The sequence below is a fragment of the Micromonospora sp. NPDC049201 genome (assembly GCF_055586805.1).
Genome location: NZ_JBVJHM010000004.1, coordinates 414,818 through 433,009 on the forward strand (window position 1 = coordinate 414,818; position 18,192 = coordinate 433,009).

General features: G+C 71.0%; 19 protein-coding genes. 10 read left to right on the forward strand and 9 right to left on the reverse strand.

Features of this window, described 5'->3' with window-relative positions; genetic code table 11:
- Positions 1-6 precede the first annotated feature (6 nt).
- Entirely contained in the window at positions 7-663 is a 657-nt protein-coding gene (locus ACZ6O5_RS11915; RefSeq protein WP_465976475.1) for a Maf family protein, read from the reverse strand.
- A 10-nt stretch (positions 664-673) separates the two neighbouring features.
- Positions 674-1,786 carry a type VII secretion-associated serine protease mycosin gene (gene mycP / locus ACZ6O5_RS11920; RefSeq protein ID WP_465976477.1) on the reverse strand — a complete coding sequence of 371 codons (1,113 nt, stop codon included), beginning with the start codon at positions 1,784-1,786 and terminating at the stop codon, positions 674-676.
- 806 nt (positions 1,787-2,592) lie between these two features.
- On the opposite strand from mycP, the gene ACZ6O5_RS11925 reads away from it, so the two are divergent.
- Positions 2,593-3,174: a hypothetical protein gene (locus ACZ6O5_RS11925; protein WP_465976479.1), complete on the forward strand. Its 582-nt coding sequence runs from the start codon at positions 2,593-2,595 to the stop codon at positions 3,172-3,174.
- Here ACZ6O5_RS11925 and ACZ6O5_RS11930 read toward each other — a convergent pair.
- Complete coding sequence (locus ACZ6O5_RS11930) at positions 3,150-3,605, reverse strand: hypothetical protein (RefSeq protein WP_465976481.1); 456 nt, start codon at positions 3,603-3,605, stop codon at positions 3,150-3,152. The genes ACZ6O5_RS11925 and ACZ6O5_RS11930 overlap by 25 nt on opposite strands.
- Before the next feature lie 103 nt (positions 3,606-3,708).
- Positions 3,709-3,921, reverse strand: a complete 213-nt coding sequence (locus ACZ6O5_RS11935) for an acyl-CoA carboxylase subunit epsilon (RefSeq protein WP_465976483.1) — start codon at positions 3,919-3,921, stop codon at positions 3,709-3,711.
- A gap of 91 nt (positions 3,922-4,012) precedes the next feature.
- On the opposite strand from ACZ6O5_RS11935, the gene ACZ6O5_RS11940 reads away from it, so the two are divergent.
- Together ACZ6O5_RS11940 and ACZ6O5_RS11945 are read left to right on the forward strand one after the other, a co-directional pair.
- Positions 4,013-6,013, forward strand: coding sequence for a serine/threonine-protein kinase (locus ACZ6O5_RS11940; RefSeq protein ID WP_465976485.1), 2,001 nt, complete (start codon positions 4,013-4,015; stop codon positions 6,011-6,013).
- Between the two features lie 83 nt (positions 6,014-6,096).
- Positions 6,097-6,312 (forward strand): hypothetical protein, encoded by a 216-nt coding sequence (locus tag ACZ6O5_RS11945; RefSeq protein ID WP_107157229.1) that lies wholly within the window; start codon positions 6,097-6,099, stop codon positions 6,310-6,312.
- A 71-nt stretch (positions 6,313-6,383) separates the two neighbouring features.
- Here ACZ6O5_RS11945 and ACZ6O5_RS11950 read toward each other — a convergent pair whose 3' ends face one another.
- Together ACZ6O5_RS11950 and ACZ6O5_RS11955 are read right to left on the reverse strand one after the other, a co-directional pair.
- On the reverse strand, positions 6,384-7,136 hold the full coding sequence (locus ACZ6O5_RS11950) for a GH25 family lysozyme (RefSeq protein ID WP_465976487.1): 753 nt from the start codon (positions 7,134-7,136) through the stop codon (positions 6,384-6,386).
- Between the two features lie 128 nt (positions 7,137-7,264).
- Entirely contained in the window at positions 7,265-7,834 is a 570-nt protein-coding gene (locus ACZ6O5_RS11955; protein WP_465976715.1) for a Uma2 family endonuclease, read from the reverse strand.
- A 90-nt stretch (positions 7,835-7,924) separates the two neighbouring features.
- Here ACZ6O5_RS11955 and ACZ6O5_RS11960 point away from each other — a divergent pair, with 90 nt between their 5' ends.
- The 4 genes from ACZ6O5_RS11960 (at position 7,925) to ACZ6O5_RS11975 (ending at position 11,205) form a co-directional block, all read left to right on the forward strand.
- Positions 7,925-8,668 (forward strand): M50 family metallopeptidase, encoded by a 744-nt coding sequence (locus ACZ6O5_RS11960; RefSeq protein ID WP_465976489.1) that lies wholly within the window; start codon positions 7,925-7,927, stop codon positions 8,666-8,668.
- 122 nt (positions 8,669-8,790) lie between these two features.
- The gene (locus tag ACZ6O5_RS11965) at positions 8,791-9,774 is read left to right on the forward strand and encodes a ketopantoate reductase family protein (protein WP_465976491.1); all 984 of its coding nucleotides are present in this window, start codon (positions 8,791-8,793) and stop codon (positions 9,772-9,774) included.
- Positions 9,775-9,830: 56 nt separating this feature from the next.
- Positions 9,831-10,334: a SigE family RNA polymerase sigma factor gene (locus ACZ6O5_RS11970; RefSeq protein ID WP_281942863.1), complete on the forward strand. Its 504-nt coding sequence runs from the start codon at positions 9,831-9,833 to the stop codon at positions 10,332-10,334.
- Positions 10,327-11,205 carry a hypothetical protein gene (locus tag ACZ6O5_RS11975; protein ID WP_465976493.1) on the forward strand — a complete coding sequence of 293 codons (879 nt, stop codon included), beginning with the start codon at positions 10,327-10,329 and terminating at the stop codon, positions 11,203-11,205. Before ACZ6O5_RS11970 ends, ACZ6O5_RS11975 begins: the two co-directional genes overlap by 8 nt.
- A gap of 68 nt (positions 11,206-11,273) precedes the next feature.
- Here the strand turns inward: ACZ6O5_RS11975 and ACZ6O5_RS11980 are convergent, their stop codons facing one another.
- The gene (locus ACZ6O5_RS11980; protein WP_281942833.1) at positions 11,274-12,857 is read right to left on the reverse strand and encodes an acyl-CoA carboxylase subunit beta; all 1,584 of its coding nucleotides are present in this window, start codon (positions 12,855-12,857) and stop codon (positions 11,274-11,276) included.
- A 97-nt stretch (positions 12,858-12,954) separates the two neighbouring features.
- Here ACZ6O5_RS11980 and ACZ6O5_RS11985 point away from each other — a divergent pair, with 97 nt between their 5' ends.
- Positions 12,955-13,830 (forward strand): biotin--[acetyl-CoA-carboxylase] ligase, encoded by an 876-nt coding sequence (locus ACZ6O5_RS11985; protein ID WP_465976495.1) that lies wholly within the window; start codon positions 12,955-12,957, stop codon positions 13,828-13,830.
- A 147-nt stretch (positions 13,831-13,977) separates the two neighbouring features.
- Positions 13,978-14,547, forward strand: a complete 570-nt coding sequence (locus ACZ6O5_RS11990; RefSeq protein WP_465976497.1) for a PH domain-containing protein — start codon at positions 13,978-13,980, stop codon at positions 14,545-14,547.
- Positions 14,548-14,572: 25 nt separating this feature from the next.
- On the opposite strand, the gene ACZ6O5_RS11995 is transcribed toward ACZ6O5_RS11990, so the two are convergent.
- The gene (locus ACZ6O5_RS11995; RefSeq protein WP_465976499.1) at positions 14,573-15,271 is read right to left on the reverse strand and encodes a GtrA family protein; all 699 of its coding nucleotides are present in this window, start codon (positions 15,269-15,271) and stop codon (positions 14,573-14,575) included.
- A 63-nt stretch (positions 15,272-15,334) separates the two neighbouring features.
- On the reverse strand, positions 15,335-15,871 hold the full coding sequence (locus ACZ6O5_RS12000; protein ID WP_465976717.1) for a GtrA family protein: 537 nt from the start codon (positions 15,869-15,871) through the stop codon (positions 15,335-15,337).
- A gap of 441 nt (positions 15,872-16,312) precedes the next feature.
- Here ACZ6O5_RS12000 and ACZ6O5_RS12005 point away from each other — a divergent pair, with 441 nt between their 5' ends.
- Entirely contained in the window at positions 16,313-18,154 is a 1,842-nt protein-coding gene (locus tag ACZ6O5_RS12005) for a phosphoenolpyruvate carboxykinase (GTP) (RefSeq protein ID WP_465976501.1), read from the forward strand.
- Positions 18,155-18,192 lie beyond the last annotated feature (38 nt).

Below are 18,192 nucleotides of genomic sequence, written 5' to 3' on the forward strand. Positions count from 1 at the left end.
CGGACGTTAGCCGAGATGTTCGATCTCCTGGCCGCCCGGCGCGACCTTCGTCCACAGGTCGACGACGCTCAGCCCCAACTCGCCGAGAAGCCGGCGCAACAGCGGCAGGGACAGCCCCACCACCGTGCCGGGATCACCCTCGATGCCGGTCAGGAACGCGCCGCCCAGCCCGTCGATGGTGAACGCCCCGGCCACCGCCAGCGGCTCGCCCGTCGCCACATACGCCACGATCTCCTCGTCGCTGATGTCGGCGAAGTGCACCGTGGTCGAGGCGACCGCCTCCGCGCGGGCCCCGGCTGCCACGTCGATCAGACAGTGCCCGGTGTGCAGCACGCCGCTGCGCCCGCGCATCCGCTGCCACCGCCCGGTGGCGTCGGCCGCGTCCGCCGGCTTGCCGAGGATCTCGCCGTCGAACGCGAGCACCGAGTCACAGCCGAGCACCAGCGTGCGCTCGCCCGGGACGGAACGCAGCCGGCCGAGCACGGCCTGCGCCTTCAGCCGGGCCAGTTCGAGGCACAACTCCTCGGCCCGGTCGCTGACCACCTGCGACTCGTCGACGCCGCTGACCAGCACATCGGGCTCGATCCCGGCGGCCTGGAGCAGCTTGCGGCGGGCAGGACTCTGCGAGGCGAGTACGAGGCGCAGCGGCGCGGAAGTCGACACCCCGCCGACGCTACCGGCTCTCCCTCGGTGGTGGGTCGTCGGCACGTCGACGACGCCGCCAGACCAGATAGCCGCCGCCGGCAGCCAGCAGCACCCCGAGGGTCGCGAGGCCCCGGACCGTGCCGTCGTCACCGCCGGCCCCGGGCGTGGCTGCCGTCGGTGCCGGGGCGGTCACCCCGGTGGACTCGAACCCGAGCGGGGGTACGTCGGCGGTGAGTGCCGCGACCAGGTCGATCACCCCGTACCCGTACTGGTCGTCGCGACCGGGCGGCCCCTTGTCGACAGCGGTCGCGGTAAGGCGGTGCGCGACCTCTGCGGCGGGGAGGTGGGGATATTTGGAGCGGATCAGAGCAGCAGCGCCGGCAACAATCGCGGTGGCGCTGGAAGTTCCCGTGCCCTTCGAGTACTTGCCGCCAAAGCTGGTGCTGTAGATGTCGACAGCAGGAGCTACAACGTCCACTTCTGGTCCACTAACAGAAATTGCGGCATGTTGTCCCCGGCGATCGACGCCGCCGACCGCGATTACACCCGGTTCGGAAGCAGGGTAGCCCACGTTTGCATCTTCTGGCCGATTTCCGGCGGATGCCACCACTACGATGTCTGCATCGAGTGCTGATTGAACGGCTTTCTGAAGGCGAGTGCTGGCGCCAGCGACTGCCGAGACGCTGACTATATCCGCATGGTGTGCGACCGCCCATTCTATGCTTACGGCGAGCTCGTCGGTATCCCCTCTGCCCGCGAATAGTTCGGATCGTATGGGCAGGAGCTTAGCTCTAGGGGCTACTCCGAGTGCTCCAGTGTTGTCGCTTTTTCCATGGGCGGCGATTAAGCCGGCCATGGAAGTGCCATGCCCATTCTTGTCTCGGCGGCCATCTCCCCGGCCAGTCACGTCGGTTCCGGGTAGGACATTTCCTGCTAAGTCTGGATGGGGGTCGACTCCGGTGTCTGGGAGTGCAATGATAACGCCTTCGCCTTGGCTAAAACGCTGAGCTTCAAGCACTTTTAGTGACTCAAGGTGCCATTGGTCTTTACGTACAGCGACTGGAGGCGGTTCCACTAGGGGTGCAATCGTGGAACCGGCGAGGACTGAAAGGAGTAGCCCAGCGACAAGGTAGGGCGTCATTATCGGTCGAAGCCGATTGCTGGACCTGGATCAGGCGGGCCGGCATCATCAGGCGGCCTCATGATCGGATCTACACCCTGCTCAACCTGCCATGGGTTGTCGGGATCCCATCGGCGCTGCTCGTCGCTTTCGTTCCTTTTCCTAGATTGCGTGGTGTGGCCGCTAAACGGGCCTGCTCCCATCGGTGCAGAGCCAGGACTTCCGCCGATGGGTGGTAATCCGTGGAATCCATTAGACGAGATGGGCTTTCCGCTGCCGGGTCGAGAGCCAGCGCCACCTGTTGGCGCTGTCCCGGCCCCCCCTCCACCGATCACGCCGCCCACCGGGTTAACCCTGCGAGGTGATGTACCTCCATTTGAGATTGGCATCCCGGTAGCCGAGTTTCCGCCTATCAGCCCTCCTGTCGGCAGAGATCGAGGCGTAGAAGTGGGCGCTATGTCGCCACCCAAGAGCCTATTAGCTCGGTCTATCCCAGGGGTGATCCGACTACGCGGCCTCGTGCCATGGCCCGTGATCGGCGAAGGTGGGAGGTTCGTGGCTCCGCCTGTCGCCGTGCCGGGGAGCGGATTAGCCGCCGACTGGACGGGCGGAGGAGGCGAGGCAGTCCCACCTACTGCGCTGCCTAGTACGGGTCCCCTGCTTGCATCGGGGGAGCCCGCTGATGCGCCTGGCCTGGAACTCAGCCGATTTCGGGAACCAACAGGGCTGTCGATGGGTGCCGGCACGACGGGCGGGATTATCGGGACAGAGTTTCCGTATGCGTCTGAGTCTTCGGCTTGCCTTGGCAGCTTTGCCTTTGGTGGAGGTTGGCGGAGCATGACCTGGGCCAGTTGGAGTTCTCCGCTCAACCCCGTCATCAACCCGCGTGCCCGTACGTTCAACTGCTCCAGGTCGTCGTCGGTCACCGGGGGCCGCTCCGGCAGTCGGCTTCCGGCAACCGCCTTCGGATCGGCGATCGTCGCCTCGTACGCCTGCTTCTGCCGCAGCTTGGTGGCGAACTCGTCGTACAGCGGTTGCAGTTCACTGCGGGCGCTGCCGATGGCGCGCGCGGCGGCGGCGAGCGCGTCGTAGTTCGCGGCGGCGGCGTCGTGGGTGCGCTGCACCCGGTCGATGAGCTGGTCGAGTTCGCCGACGTACGCCTGGGCGGCGGCGTTGGTCTCGGGCGGCCACGCCTCGGCGAGGCCGCGCCGGTATTCCCGGAGCCGGCCGAGGTGGGCCAGCGCCAGGTCGCACACCTTGCGCCAGCCGGCGACCTGTTTCCACTGACCGGCGGTGTCCTGGTCCTGGAGGCACGCCCACATGCTGAGCACGTCCATCAGTCGCCAGTCGGTGAGCCCGGAGGTGCGGCCGCCGCCCCGTTCGATCACGGCAGGACCACCCGCCCCTGATCGGGGCCGGTGGGGTCGGCGAGTGGCGGGGTGGGGCGCGCCACGGCGGCGGTGGTGGGGCCGGTGAGCGCCCGTTCGACGTCGGCGACCCGGGCGGAGGAGAAGGCGTCGGAGTCGTCGTAGCGGGCGGCGATCCGGCCGGCGGCCTCGGCCAGCCGGCCGGTGGCGGGCGCCAGGTCCCACACGGCGCTGACCGCTGCCTTCTGCGTCTCGTGGTGGGCCTGGAGGAACTGCACCAGCTCGATGAAGGCGTCGGCCGGATTGGGCACCGGGGCCTTCATGTCGTCGGCGATGTAGGACAGGTGGGGCGAGTAGTTGCGCGTGACCTCGTCCTGTAGCCGGTCGGCGAACTCTCGCATCTGTCGGATATCGGCCTCGATGCCGCCGTAGCCGCGCAGCCAGCCGGCTGGCTGGTTGTCCTCCGGGATCATCGAACCTCCCTGCTGCCTGTCACCGAACGGTTTCCCAGAGTGAGGTTAGTGGCTCCACGCTGATCCTGGCAGCCCCGGCACCGCTCGCGTTGCGGGGAAGGTTTCAGCGGGGAAGGCCGGAGCCGCGCCACGCGCCGGGGCCGGCGACCGGCGTCGCGCCGGCCGGGCGGGCGCTGCGCGTCCAGTGCGAGACGGCGGCCGGCGCGGGGGCCGTGACCGGGCGGGTGCGCACCATGACCGCGCCGACCAGGGCGGCCAGTTCCTCGGCGGTGGGCACGCCGCGGACGACCCGGAACATCGGCTCTTCGGCAGACATGACCCAAGGGTACGCGTCGCGAACTCGACCTTCGTCGTAGAGTGGCGTGCCGGCGGTGTACGCGTCGGACCGGCCGGGTACCGTTTCTGCGATGTCGAACGCGCTTCCCCAACTCGTCGCTGACCGATACCGGCTCATCACGCCGCTCGGTCAGGGCGGCATGGGCCGCGTCTGGAAGGCGCGGGACGAGGTGCTGCACCGCGACGTCGCCATCAAGGAGCTGGTCCCGCCGCCCGGTCTCACCCCGGACGAGCGCCGTGAGATGCGGGAACGCTCGCTGCGTGAGGCGCGCGCGATCGCCCGGCTCAACAACGTCAACGTGGTCCGCATCTTCGACGTGCTGCGCACCGACGGCGACCCGTGGATCGTCATGGAGTACGTCGCCTCGAAGTCGTTGCAGGACACGATCGCCGAGGACGGCCCGGTCTCGGTGGCCAAGGCGGTCGAGATCGGTCTCGGCGTGCTGGGCGCGTTGAAGGCCGCGCACAAGGCCGGCATCATGCACCGCGACGTGAAGCCGGGCAACGTGCTGCTCGGCGAGGACGGTCGGGTGGTGCTCACCGACTTCGGCCTGGCCACCATTCCGGGCGACCCGAACGTGACCCGCACCGGCATGGTGCTGGGCTCCCCGGCGTACATCTCCCCGGAGCGGGCACGGGACGGCACCGCCGGCCCGGAGGCCGACCTGTGGTCGCTGGGCGCCACGCTCTACGCCGCCGTCGAGGGCAAGTCGCCGTACGCTCGCCCGTCGGCGATCGCCACGCTGGCCGCGCTCGCCACCGAGCCGATGCCGCCGCCGCGCAACGCCGGGCCGCTCAAGCCGGTGCTCCAGGGCCTGCTGCGCAAGGATCCGGACGAGCGGATCACCGCCGAGGTGGCGGAGCGCATGCTGCGCAAGGTCGGCGGCCGGCGGGCCAGGGGCATCTCGCTGCTGGACGGCGTACGCCGGCCGGGGCCGAACGGTCCGCGCGCGCCGCGACCGCCGCTGGTGCCCGCGCCGCGCCCCGCCGACGACCAGGTCGAACGCGCTTCCACCTCGGCGTCCGGGGTGGCCGCCGCCGCTAGTGGGGCGGTCGCCGAGCCGACCGCGAAGGTGCCGGCGTCCACCTCGGACGCCGGACCGACCGCGAAGGTGACGCCGCCGGTCGCCGATCCGACGACGAAGCTCGACGCCGATCCGCCGGTCGACGAGACCCGGGTGGACGACGCCGACCCGGCGCTCGACGAGACCCGGCTCGACGGTGAGCCGGTCGCCGCCGCGCCCGCGCAACGTCCGGCCCCGGCGCCGGTCAGCCCGGCTCCGGCCGGATCCGCGCCGGTCAGCCCGGCGGCGGGTGGCCCGGTGTCGTCGACCGGTCGGGCGACCGTGCTGCCGGGCGTCAAGGCGGCGCCTAACCGGCGCAACCTGCTGCTCGGCGCGCTGGTTCTGGTGTTGCTGGTCGGCCTGGCGGTGGCCGTGCCGCTGCTGAACAACGGCGACGACGACGGGGGTGACGACGCTCGACCGACCACCGGTTCCTCGGTGGCGTCGGCGGTCCCGCCCGCGCCGAGCGCCAGCGCCTCACCGAGTGCGAGCGCGCCGTCGGCCAGCCCGTCGACCAGCCCGAGCCCGTCGGCCAGCCCGTCGCCGACCGGGTTCGTGCTGCCGACCGGCTGGCGCTACTACACCGGCTCGAACGGCTTCAAGGTGCCGATCCCGAACGGCTGGCAGGCCCGGCCCGGCAACAACCAGGTCGTGCTCTACGAGGTGGGCGGCGCCCGCCGGGTGCTGTTCATGCAGTGGACGGACCGTCCGGAGAAGGACGCGCTCGCCGACTGGCGGGAGCAGGAGCCCTACCGGCGTTCGCGGGTCAGCAACTACGAGCTTGTCGACATCGTCCCGTGCAAGGGCTACTACCGCACCTGCGCCGACTGGGACTGGCTGGAGACGCGCGACAACGGCACCCGTTTCCACGTGCGTAACCGGGGCGTGGCCACGGCCAGCAACCGGGGCTACGCGCTGCGCTGGGAGGTGCCGGCGAAGGACTGGCAGGCCAACCTGGCCGCCTTCGACGTGATCACCAAGGGTTTCGTGCCGGACCGGAAGAACTGACCGGCGAATCCCGCGCCCGCGAAACTTGTTCGCATGACTTTCCGTAGTCGGGGGTATGAATACCCCGACGAAGGAGGTGCGACATGGGTTACCGACGCAGGGACACCGGCCCCCGGCTGGCACTGTGGATGCTGGTCGCGCTCGGCGACGCCGTCCTGCTCCTGATCACCGCCGGCCTGTCCGCGCCGGTCGCGGTCCTCGGGGTGCTCACCCTGACCGTCGCCGGGGTCGCGGCGTGGCGCTGGACCCGTCGGCCTGCCGCGGTGCCCGTGCCGGTCGCCTCGCGCCGCCGGGCCTGAACTTCGATCAGACGGTACGACGACAGCGGGACCGCCCCGATTCGGGGCGGTCCCGCTTCCGTGCAGGTCCGTCAGGTGTTGTTGGCCAGCGCGATCAGCCGGGTGCGGTCGCCGTTCCAGTAGTTGCGGTCGACGTTGCCGCTGATGCCGGAGACGCTTCCGCTGCTGGTGTACTGCCAGAAGCTCCAGACCGGGGCGCCGGCCGGCAGCGAGCCGGGCGTGCTCGACCAGCGGGCGAGCCACAGCGGGTGGTTGGCCCACGGGCCGGTCCAGCTGCCGGTGCACTGGTTCCACCAGCTCGTGGTGGTGTAGATGACCGCGTACCGGCCGGTGCGGGAGCGGTAGGTGTTGAGGAAGTCCTGGATCCAGTTGCGCATGCCGGTGGTGCTCAGGCCGTAGCAGTAGCCGCCGCTGTACGGGTTGGCCTCGATGTCCAGCGCGGCGGGCAGCGTCCGGCTGTCGGCGGACCAGGCGCCACCGTTGCTGGCCAGGTAGCCGGCCTGGGTGGAGCCGGCGGAGATGTTCGGCCGGGCGAAGTGGTACGCCCCGCGGATCACGCCGGCGTTGTAGGCGTTCACGTAGTTCGTGTTGAAGTTCGGGTCCTTGTAGGTGGTGCCCTCGGTGGCCTTGATGAAGGCGAACTGGATGCCCGAGTTCCGCACGCTGGTCCAGTTGATGCTGCCCTGGTAGCGGGAGACGTCGATGCCGGGCGTGGTCGCGGCGGCGGCCGGTCCGGCGGTCGCCACGAGGGCCGCGGCCGCGGTGGCGGCGACGGCCAGGCCGGCGGCGAGGAACCGGCGTACGGAGAGTCTGGTACGGGCCATGGTTTGCCTCCAGGGGACGTCAACTGATTGACGCCCATCTTTGGAGATAACTGCCCTGCATCGCAATAGCAAGCAAGGAAATTTTCATCGACGAATGTCGTCGTCCCTGGTGGCGCGCGACTTCGGAGTCAGCGGAGCGTGGCCGGGTCCATTGCCCAGCGAAATGGCTCGGTCACCGTCAGTGTCGCACCGGCCTTGGCGATCGCGTCCTCGACGTAGTGCTCACCGTCGAGCCGGTGCAGCCGCAGCGAGTGGCTGTCGCCGTCCTGCTCGACAAGCAGGTACCACGGAATGCGGGCGATCGCGTAGAGCTGCATCTTCAGGACCCGGTCGGCGGCGGCGTTGCCGGGGGAGACGACTTCACATATCAGCCTGACCTCGCAGGCCTCGACCACGGCGCCTTCGTCGTCCGTGTCAGCGACGACCACGTCCGGGATGACCATGCGATTGACGCCGAGCCGTACGTTCACCGCCTCGAACACCAACAATCCGAGCGGGCGGGCAGCCCGGCGCAGGCTGTCCACCAGGTTCCAAGACACCAACTGGTGCCTCTTGCTCGGGGCAGGGGTCACGATCAGGCTCCCGTCGAGCAGTTCGATGCGGTCGAGGCTGTCCTCCAGCGCGAGGTAGTCGGCCTCGGTCCACGGACCCACGTGCGAGCTGTGGGGCTCCAGGGAGGCTGCGCTCACCGACCTCACCTCCGTTCCGGCGCCTCGTCCGATCAGTCTCACACTCTACGAGGACAGGCCGGTCGATCGACACGACTCCGGCCGGTAGGCTCCCCGCCCATGCCCCTGATCGACGGTCTCACCACGCTCTGGGACACGCTGCTGAGCGCCCAGCCGGACCCGCCCCCGCTGCTGGTGGTGCTCACCGCCGTGGTCGCGCTCGCGGTGGTCGCCACCCGGTTGCCGTGGCGGATCGCCCGCAACGCGGTGACCATCGCCCACGAGGGCGGCCACGCGCTGGTGGCGCTGCTCACCGGCCGGCGGCTGCACGGCATCCGGCTGCACTCGGACACGTCCGGGCTGACGCTCTCCGCCGGTCGGCCCTCCGGACCGGGCATGATCCTCACACTGCTCGCCGGCTACGTCGCCCCCTCGCTGCTCGGTCTGGCCGGTGCGTGGCTGCTCGCCGGCAACCGGATCACGCTGCTGCTCTGGGTCGCGGTGGCGCTGCTGCTGGCCATGCTGGTGCTGATCCGCAACCTGTTCGGCGCGCTGTCGCTGCTGGTCACCGGCGGTCTGGTGCTCGCTGTCTCCTGGTACACCCCGCCCCAGGTCCAGGCCGCGTTCGCCTGGACGTCGATCTGGTTCCTGCTGTTCGGCGGCGTACGCCCGGTGTTCGAGCTGCGACGCCAACGCAGCCGCGGCCGGATGCCGGAGTCGGACGCCGACCAGCTCGCCCGGCTCACGCCGTTCCCGCCGCTGTTCTGGGTGGCCGTGTTCCTGCTGGTCAGTGTCGGCGCGCTGGTCGCCGGCGCGCTGCTGCTGGCCGGCCCGATCCTCGCCGACACCGGCCTCACCGGCTGACCCCGTCCCGTGCTCCGGCACCCGCCGCTCCGGTGTCCACGCCGGGACGCGGCACGCCTCGTCGCACCGGGACACGCCACCGTGCCGGGCGGAACCCGGCCCGACGAGGCAGAATCGGACCGGTGCGATACGTGATCATCGGAGCGGGCGCGGTCGGCGGCACCATCGGCGTACTGCTGGCCGACGCCGGCCGCGACGTGACGCTGGTGGCCCGCGGCGCCCACCTGGACGCGCTGCGTGAGCGGGGGTTGACGCTGCGGACGCCGCGCGGCACGGTGTCCGGCCGGCTGCCGGCGGCGGCCGGGCCGGGCGGCCCACCGTTGCCGGCCGACACCGTGCTGGTCCTCACCGTGAAGTCGCAGGACACCGTCGCCGCGCTGACCACCTGGGCCGACGCGCCGGTGGCGGGCGGCGGCACGGCGGGCGAGCGGCTCCCGGTCGTGCTGGCCCAGAACGGGGTGGCGAACGAACCCGCCGCGCTGCGGCTCTTCGCCCGGGTGCACCCGGTCTGCGTGTGGCTGCCCGCCACCCACCTGGAACCGGGCGTGGTGGTGGCCAACGGGCACCCGCATCCGGGGATGCTGCACCTCGGGCGCTACCCGACCGGCACCGACGACACCGGCCGGGCGGTCGCCGCCGACCTGACCGCCGCCGGGTTCGTCGCCCCGGTCCGCGACGACGTGATGCGCTGGAAGTACGGCAAGCTCCTGGCCAACCTCGGCAACGGCCTCCAGGCGCTGCTCGGCCGCGACGTGCCCGAGCCGCTGTCGGCCCGGGTCCGCGCCGAGGGCGAGGCGGCGCTGGCCGCCGCCGGTATCCCGCACACGACCCGCGAGGAGGAGGCCGCCGCGCGCGGTGACCTGGTGGCGCACCGACCGGTCGACGGCGAGACGCGGTCCGGCGGCTCCACCTGGCAGAGCCTCGCCCGGGGCGCCGGCTCCGCCGAGGCCGACCACCTCAACGGCGAGATCGTGCTGCTCGGCCGCCTGCACGGGGTGCCCACCCCGGTCAACGCCGCGGTCCAGACCGCCGTCCGGCGGGCGGTCCGCGAACGGATCCCGGCCGGCGGCTTCCTCCGCGAGGAACTGGAGAAATTCGTCGGCTGAGCGGGCAACCCGAGCCGCGCCGCCAGGCGTGTCCCTGGCGACACGGGGAGGTGGCAGTGCCCGACAGCGACGGCTTCGACGAGTTCTACCGGGGCAGCCGGCAACGGCTGCTCGGCTTCGTGTACGTGCTCACCGGTGACCTGGCCGAGGCGCAGGACGCGGTGCAGGAGGCGTACATCCGGGCCTGGCAGCGGTGGTCGACCGTGCGCGGGTACGACGATCCGGAGTCCTGGGTGCGGGTGGTGGCCAGCCGGATCGCGGTGAGTCGGTGGCGCAGCCTGCGCAGCCGGGCCCGCGCCTACCTGCGGCACGGGGCGGACGAGCACGTACCGGCGCCGAGCACCGAGACGATGGATGTGGTGGCCGCGTTGCGTCGGCTGCCCGAGGCGCAACGCACCGCCATCGCGATGCACTACCTGCTCGGCATGCCGGTCGCCGAGGTGGCCCGGGAGACCGAGGCGCCGGTCGGCACCGTCAAGGCCCGGCTGTCGAGGGGGCGGAGCGCGCTCGCCGGGCTGCTCGCCGTCGTGGATCTGGAAGAGGAGGCGGCAGATGCCTGACGACGTCACGCTCGTGGAGGCGCTGCACCGGGACCTGCGGACCGTCAGGTGGGCGGAGCCGGCGGAGATCCGGGCCACGGCCCGGCGGCGCAGCCGCCGGACCGCCGCGTTGGCCGCCGTGTCGGTGGTGGTGGTCGCCGCGCTCGCCGCGACGATGGTGGACCGCGCCGGCGGCCCGCCGCCGCCCGCGGCCAACACCACCGGCGGGTACGCGGAGATTCCGGTGGCGGCGATGCTGGCGCCGGGGGACGTGCCGGTCCCGACCGGTGAGCGCCTGGCCGACTCGGGTCTCGACGAGCCCGCCCGGGTCGACGACCTGCTCCAGGTCTGCGGTAAGGCCCAGGGTCTGCCGGCGGTGGAACCGCGCTCGCGTTACTCCCGTTCCCAGACGATGCTGGCCGCGGTCGTGGCCGGAAAGTCGCAGACCACTCCCGAAGTGGTGATCACCCAGGATCTCTACCGCATCGAGCCCGACGCGGCCCGCCGGTTCATCGGCGACCTGGAACACCGGGTGGGGGCCTGCGGTGCGTGGCAGGCGGCGGGCCAGGCCTACACCGATCGGGAAAGGACCGACGCCCGGGTCGAGCACCGCTGGACGATCGCCGAGAGCGGGTTCGCCGGCGACCAGGCGGTGCTGCTCCGACACACCGCCACGGTGCTGCCCGACGCGACGACGGGTCAGCCGCCCGGCTACCCGCCGGTGTTCGAGAGCCGGGTGGTCGTCCGGGTGGGTGACCTGGTCAGCGTCCTCGTGCTGGCGGGGGCGCTGCGTACCGACCTCCCCGACGCCCAGGTGCGCGAGGCGCAGATGCGGGAGGTGGCCCGGGCCGCCGCCGCGCGGATGTGCGTCGCCGCCAACCCCGGCTGCTGAACCCGGGCCGCGGGTGAGAAGGGGCCCCCGCTCTACGCGAGGCGTTAACTGGGGGCCCCTCCTTACACCTACAGCGGGATGTTGCCGTGCTTCTTCGGCGGCAGCGTCTCGCGCTTGGTGCGTAGCACCCGCAGCGCCCGGACGATCTGGGTCCGCGTCTCGTGCGGCGGAATCACCCCGTCGACGTAGCCGCGCTCGGCGGCGATGTACGGGTTGGCCAGCGTGTCCTCGTACTCGGCGATCTTCTCGGCGCGGACGGCGGCCGGGTCCTCGGCGTTCGCCAGTTCGGCGCGGTAGAGGATGTTCACCGCGCCCTGGGCGCCCATCACCGCGATCTGTGCGGTCGGCCAGGCGAAGTTGAGGTCCGCGCCGAGGTGCTTGGAGCCCATCACGTCGTACGCGCCGCCGTACGCCTTGCGGGTGATCACGGTGACCTTCGGGACGGTGGCCTCGGCGTACGCGTAGATGAGCTTCGCGCCGCGCCGGATGATGCCGTCCCACTCCTGCCCGGTGCCGGGCAGGAAGCCGGGCACGTCCACGAACGTCAGCACCGGCACGTTGAACGCGTCGCAGGTGCGCACGAACCGGGCGGCCTTCTCCGAGGCGGCGATGTCGAGCGTGCCGGCGAACTGCATCGGCTGGTTCGCCACCACGCCCACCGGGCGACCCTCGACGCGGCCGAAGCCGACCACCATGTTCTGCGCGTACAGCGGCTGCACCTCGAGGAACTCGCCGTCGTCGAGCACGTGCTCGATGACCCGGTGCATGTCGTACGGCTGGTTGGCCGAGTCCGGGATCAGCGTGTCCAGCTCCCGGTCGGAGTCGGTGACCGCCAGGTCGGCCGGGGCGTCGAACACCACCGGCTCGTCCAGGTTGTTCGACGGCAGGTACGACAGCAGCGCCTTCACGTAGTCGATCGCGTCCTCCTCGTCGGTGCCGAGGTAGTGCGCGTTGCCGCTGCGGGCGTTGTGGGTGCGGGCGCCGCCCAGCTCCTCCATGCCGACGTCCTCGCCGGTGACCGTCTTGATCACGTCGGGGCCGGTGATGAACATGTGCGAGGTCTGGTCGACCATCACGGTGAAGTCGGTGACCGCCGGGGAGTAGACCGCGCCACCCGCGCACGGACCCATGATCAGGGAGATCTGCGGGATGACACCGCTGGCCCGCACGTTGCGGAAGAAGATCTCGCCGTAGAGACCGAGCGAGGCGACGCCCTCCTGGATCCGCGCCCCACCGGAGTCGTTGATGCCGACGACCGGGCAGCCGATCTTCATGGCCAGGTCCATCAGCTTGACGATCTTCTCCCCGAAGACCTCGCCGAGGGAGCCGCCGAAGACGGTGAAGTCCTGCGCGAACACGCAGACCTGCCGGCCGTCCACGGTGCCGTAGCCGGTCACCACGCCGTCGCCGTACGGGCGGGTGCGCTCCAGCCCGAAGTTCGTCGAGCGGTGCCGGGCGAACTCGTCCAGCTCGACGAACGAGCCCTCGTCGAGGAGCAGCCCGATCCGCTCCCGGGCGGTCTTCTTGCCTCGCGCGTGCTGCTTCTCGACCGCGCGCGCCGACCCGGCGTGCACCGCCTCGTCGAGCCGTCGCTCCAGGTCCGCCAGCTTGCCGGCGGTCGTGTGGATGGTGGTCCCGGTCTCGGTAGTCACCCGTGGAATATAACGATGGTTCAGGTGGGTGAGGTTGTGCAGTGCGCCTCACCGCTTACCGGCGACCGGCGAACCCGGGGGGCCGTAGGCTGGCGGGATGCCCGGCTCGCCGTACACCGATCTGGACCGCCCGCCGCTGTCGGCGGCCCGGCTGCGGCGCGCGCTGGTCGCCCCGCACGGGCCCTGGCGCCGGTTGGAGCTGCTGGTGGAGACCGGCTCGACCAACGCCGACGTGGTGGCCGCCGCGCGGGCCGGCGAACCGGAGGGCCTGGTGGTGGTCGCCGAGCGGCAGACCGCCGGCCGGGGGCGGCGGGGCCGGGTCTGGCAGTCGCCGCCGCGCGCCGGCATCGCGGCCAGCGTCCTGCTCCGGCCCGGGGAGGCGGACGCCGAACGCGGCTGGTCGCCGGTGCCGGCCACCGGGTACGGCTGGCTGCCGCTGCTGGCCGGCGTCGCGCTGGCCGAGGCGGTCCGCCTGCTGGCCGAGCTGGACGCCCGGCTGAAGTGGCCCAACGACCTGCTGGTGGACGGCGCGAAGTGCGCCGGGGTGCTGGCCGAGGCGGTGCCCGGCGACGGGGCCGGCCCGCCCGCGATCGTGGTCGGCGTCGGCCTCAACGTGACGCTGCGCGCCGCCGAGCTGCCGGAGAACCCGACCGGCCTGCCGGCCACCTCGCTCCAGCTCGCCGGCGCCACGGCCACCGACCGCGATCCGCTGCTGCGGGCGCTGCTGCGCTCGCTCGCCGACTGGTACGCGCGCTGGCGCGACGCCGGGGGCGACGCGGAGGCCAGCGGGCTGCGCGAGGCGTACCTGGCCGGGTGCGCCACGATCGGCCGTCGGGTGCGGGTGCTGCTGCCGGACGGGCGCGAGGTGCACGGCACCGCGACCGGCGTCGACCCCGACGGCCAACTCCTGGTCGCCCCCACCACCGGCGATACCCTCCGCCTGGCCGCCGGCGACGTCCTCCACCTGCGGTGAAAGGAGGGGCCCCTTCTTAACGCCTCCGGTATGGGCGGGGGCCCCGCTTAACACCTCCCACCTCCGGTAGCGGCCCGCGCGGCCGATGCCGCCGGGGCGCCCCGACCGGTTACGGTCAGCGCGTCCGGTTCCGCGAGGAGGTTCGAAGTGGCATTCCCCGAAGACGTGCTCACCGAGGACGAGCACGTCGTGCTGCACCTGCACCCGCACTGGAAGGCCCTGATCCGGCCGATCCTGGTGCTGGCGCTCACCGTCGCGGCGGTGGTCGCCGGCTGGATCCTGCTGCCGGACGGCGACGGCGGCGCCATCGCGCTGTACGTCCTCGCCGGGCTCGGCCTGGTGCTGGTGCTCTGGCTGGGCCTGTGGCCGTTCCTGGTCTGGCGCACCACGCACTACCTGTTCACCAACGAGCGGGTGCTGCTCCAGGAGGGCGTGCTCTCCCGCAACCGGCGGGACCTGCCGCTGACCCGGATCAACGACCACGCCATGCACCAGCGTTTCGTGGAGCGGATGCTCGGCTGCGGCACGTTGACCATCGAGTCGGCCGGCGAGCGGGGCCAGTCGGTGCTGCACGACGTGCCGCACGTGGACCGGGTGCAGACGAAGCTCTACGAACTGGTCGAGGCCCACCACGACAAGCACAGCCTGGGCGACGGCGAGATGCGGGAGATGCTGGCCGACATGGCCGACGGGAAGCCGCTCCGCGACCCCTCGTGAGCCGCGCCAGGGCGGGCGCCCACGTTCAGCGGCGGGCGCGGCGGGACGGGAACTCGGCGGCCAGTTCGGCGTCCAGGTCGGCGCGGAGCGCCCCGCCCAGCGCGGCGTCGACCGGAGCCGTACGCCCCTGGGGCGGCGTGTAGTCGCTTGTCGGGCGGCTCGCGCCCGGGGGCGGCTCCTCCTCCTCCAGCTCGCTCACCGATTCGGCCAGCTCGGCGACCGGGTCCATCTCCGCGACGTTGTCCCACTCGTCGCGGGGCACGGCGTGCCAGGTCTCCTCGGCGTGCTTCGGCACCGGCTGGAACACGAACGTGCGGTAGGACCAGAAGCGGAACAGGGTGGCCAGCAGGACACCGACCGTCTTCGCCACGTTCAACGCCAGCAGGCCGTGTACGCCGAGGCCGTACTTCGCCAACGCCAGGACGCCGAGCTCGATGACCAGGCCGGCACCGTTGAACAGGAAGAACAGGACGTATTCCCGCCGCAGGGCGGATTTCGGTCGATCCCGGTACGTCCAGTGCCGATTCATCAGATACGACGTGATAGTAGCGACGACGGTCGCGATCACGGTCGCCTTGAGCTGGCCGTCCCGGAAAACCGTGAGTGCCAGCGCATTGAACACCGCGTAATTGATGACGGTGTTGATGCCGCCGACGATGCCGAACTTGGCCGCCTCACGGATGAACTTCTGCCAGCGCTCGGGCAGCAGACGGACTCCAGGCATGCGGAACACCTTAGGGCAGTGGGCAGGGCCGGCTGGGCCCGGCGGGTCGGGATGGGCGGTGCGTCACGCCCCGGACTCTCGATCTCGGCTCGGTGCCGGAACGGGGGGAGTTCCCGCCTCGACGAAGACGAATCGTCGGTACGACCAGAAGCGGAACAGCGTCCCCAGGCCGGTGCCGACGATGAAGCTGGCGATGTTGTCGGCCAGGGGCGTCTGGAACACCGCCGGCCAGATCGCGCCCAGGCCGTAGCGGCTGATCGCCAGGCAGGCCACCGCGATGCCGAGGCCCACCCCGTTGAAGAAGAAGAACAGCGCGTACTCGCGGGCGGGGTTGGAGCGTTGGCGGTGCCGCCAGGTCCAGAACCGGTTGCCGAGGAAGGCGACCGTCGCGGCGATCACGGTGGAGATGGTCTTCGCCGCCAGCGGCGGCATGCCGCGCCCGCTCGACAGGTAGTTGAAGAGCGTGAAGTCGACGAGGAAGGCGAAGCCGCCGACGGTGGCGAACTTGCTCAGCTCGTGGATGAGGTGGCCGAAGCGGTGGAGCAGCGCTCCGATCGGACCCGAACGGGTCGGCGGAGCCCCCGGTTGGTCCCCGGTCATCGTCGCGGCCACCCGCCGAGAGTACCGGTTGGGGGGAAGGGGGACCCGCCGCAACGGCGAGTCGGCCGCGACAACTTCCCCGCCGTCCGCCGTGGCCGGGTCGCCGGGAGGCGGTCCGGTGGTCCGTTCCGAATGTCTGTGAGCAGAGCGTAACCGACCGTACGAATGCATGCGGCGCATCACGTAATCCCGCATCGGCGGGTCGGGCCGTCGAAGGTTCGCCGAAGGATTTGCGTGAAACTGCGCGCGAAAGCGGGTATCAGATCGTGTAGCCGCAGCGTGGGCGTACCTTGTGCAGTTCTTCACAACCAGTCCCACTGACTGGGGAGGCAGCCCGGTTTACGCTGAGCCCAATCCCAGGTTTCCACGACGGCGGCGCCTCACCCGCCAGAACTCGTGCATCCCATAGATCGGTCAGCGTCGACCACAAGGAGATGTGACATGGTTGCTCCGGCTGTTGTGCGGGGTATCGATCAGGCCCCGACGTCCCACCCCAAACTGCTCGCCTGGGTCCGAGAGGTCGCGGAACTGACCGCCCCGGAGCGGGTGGTGTGGGTGGACGGGTCCGACGAGGAGTGGCGTCGCCTCACCGACGAACTCGTCTCCAACGGCACCCTGATCCGGCTGAACCCCGAGAAGAAGCCCAACTCGTTCTACGCGCGGACGGACCCGACGGACGTCGCCCGGGTCGAGGAGCGCACCTTCATCTGCTCCGTCGACGAGGCGGACGCCGGCCCCACCAACAACTGGATGGCGCCGGCCGAGATGAAGCGGACGATGACGGAGCTGTACCGCGGCAGCATGCGCGGTCGCACCATGTACGTCATCCCGTTCTGCATGGGCCCGATCGAGGCCGAGAACCCCATGTTCGGCGTCGAGATCACCGACAGCCCGTACGTGGTCGCCTCGATGCGGATCATGACCCGGATGGGGTCGTCGATCCTGGAGGCGATGGGCGACGACGCCGACTTCGTGCACGCGCTGCACTCGATCGGCGCGCCGCTGGCGTCCGGCCAGCAGGACGTGGCCTGGCCGTGCAACGAGACCAAGTACATCTCGCACTTCCCGGAGACCCGGGAGATCTGGTCCTTCGGTTCCGGTTACGGCGGCAACTCGCTGCTCGGCAAGAAGTGCTACTCGCTGCGGATCGCCAGCGTGATGGGGCGCGACGAGGGCTGGCTCGCCGAGCACATGCTGATCCTCAAGATCACCTCCCCGGAGGGGAGGGTCTACCACATCGCCGGCGCCTTCCCGTCGGCCTGCGGCAAGACCAACCTGGCCATGCTGGAGCCGACCATCCCGGGCTGGAAGGTCGAGACCATCGGTGACGACATCGCCTGGATGCGGTTCGGCCCGGACGGCCGCCTCTACGCGATCAACCCGGAGTACGGCCTGTTCGGCGTCGCGCCCGGCACCGACTGGAAGACCAACGCCAACGCCATGCGGACGCTGGACCGCGGCAACTCGGTCTTCACCAACGTGGCGCTCACCGACGACGGCGACATCTGGTGGGAGGGCATGGGTGAGCCGCCGGCGCACCTGGTCGACTGGAAGGGCAACGACTGGACGCCGGAGAGCGACCACCTCTCCTCGCACGCGAACAGCCGGTTCTGCACCCCGATCACGCAGTGCCCGATCCTGGCCGACGACTACTACGACCCGAACGGCGTGCCGATCGACGCGATCCTGTTCGGCGGCCGGCGGCGGGACACCGTCCCGCTGGTCAGCGAGGCGCGGGACTGGGTGCACGGCGTCTACATGGGGGCCACGCTCTCCTCGGAGACCACCGCCGCCGCGTCCGGCGCGGTCGGCGTGGTGCGCCGCGACCCGATGGCCATGCTGCCGTTCATCGGCTACCACGCCGGTGACTACTTCCGGCACTGGATCGAGATGGGCAAGGGCACGGACGGCGACGAGGCCAAGCTGCCCAAGATCTACTACGTCAACTGGTTCCGCAAGGACGCCGAGGGCAGCTTCCTCTGGCCGGGCTTCGGCGAGAACTCCCGCGTCCTCAAGTGGATCATCGGGCGCCTGGAGGGCACCGCCGACGCGGTGGAGACCCCGATCGGCATGGTCCCGGCGCAGGACGCGCTGGACATCGACGGCCTCGACATGACCCCGGAGGACGTCCGGATCGCCCTGAAGGTCGACCCGGAGGAGTGGCGCAAGGAGTTGCCGCTGGTCACCGAGTGGTTCGAGAAGTTCGGCGACAAGCTCCCCGGCGTGCTCTGGGCCGAGCTGGACGCGCTGCGCGCCCGGCTGGACGTGGAGCCGCAGAAGTAACAGGTGTGCCGGTTGCCCGCGCCGGGCAACAACGGATG